Origin of the sequence: Bowmanella yangjiangensis, from assembly GCF_017255015.1 — a bacterium.
Lineage (GTDB): Bacteria > Pseudomonadota > Gammaproteobacteria > Enterobacterales > Alteromonadaceae > Bowmanella > Bowmanella yangjiangensis.
The window spans coordinates 1-337 of record NZ_JAFKCS010000781.1 but is presented as its reverse complement, the minus strand read 5'-3'; the positions used below and the strand labels follow the sequence as shown (position 1 = coordinate 337).

Genomic DNA, 337 nt, shown 5'->3' with positions numbered 1-337 from the left:
AGGAGTTGCGCCAGGCGCTGGCTGAGCAATTGCCGGAGTTCATGGTGCCGGCGCGCATCCTGGTGCTTGAGGCGATGCCGCTGTCGCCGAATGGCAAGCTCGATCGCAAGGCTTTGCCGGTGCCGGAGTTCGGTACCTCGGCAGTCGGTTACGTGGCGCCCCGCAATGACCTGGAGCGTGAGCTGGCGGCGATCTGGACGCAGGTGCTGCAGGTCGAGCGGGTCGGAATCAACGACGACTTCTTCGAACTGGGCGGACATTCTCTGTTGCTGACTCAGGTCGGCATGACCCTGCGCAATCGTCTGGGAGTGACGTTGCCGCTGCACGCATTGTTCGA

The 337-nt window shown here is 63.2% G+C and carries 1 protein-coding gene; it reads left to right on the top strand.

Going from position 1 to position 337, the window contains the following annotated elements; all coding sequences use genetic code 11:
- Positions 1 to 337, top strand: a 337-nt coding sequence (locus tag J0A65_RS26650) for a phosphopantetheine-binding protein (RefSeq protein WP_206597183.1), incomplete at both ends; no start/stop codon positions are given.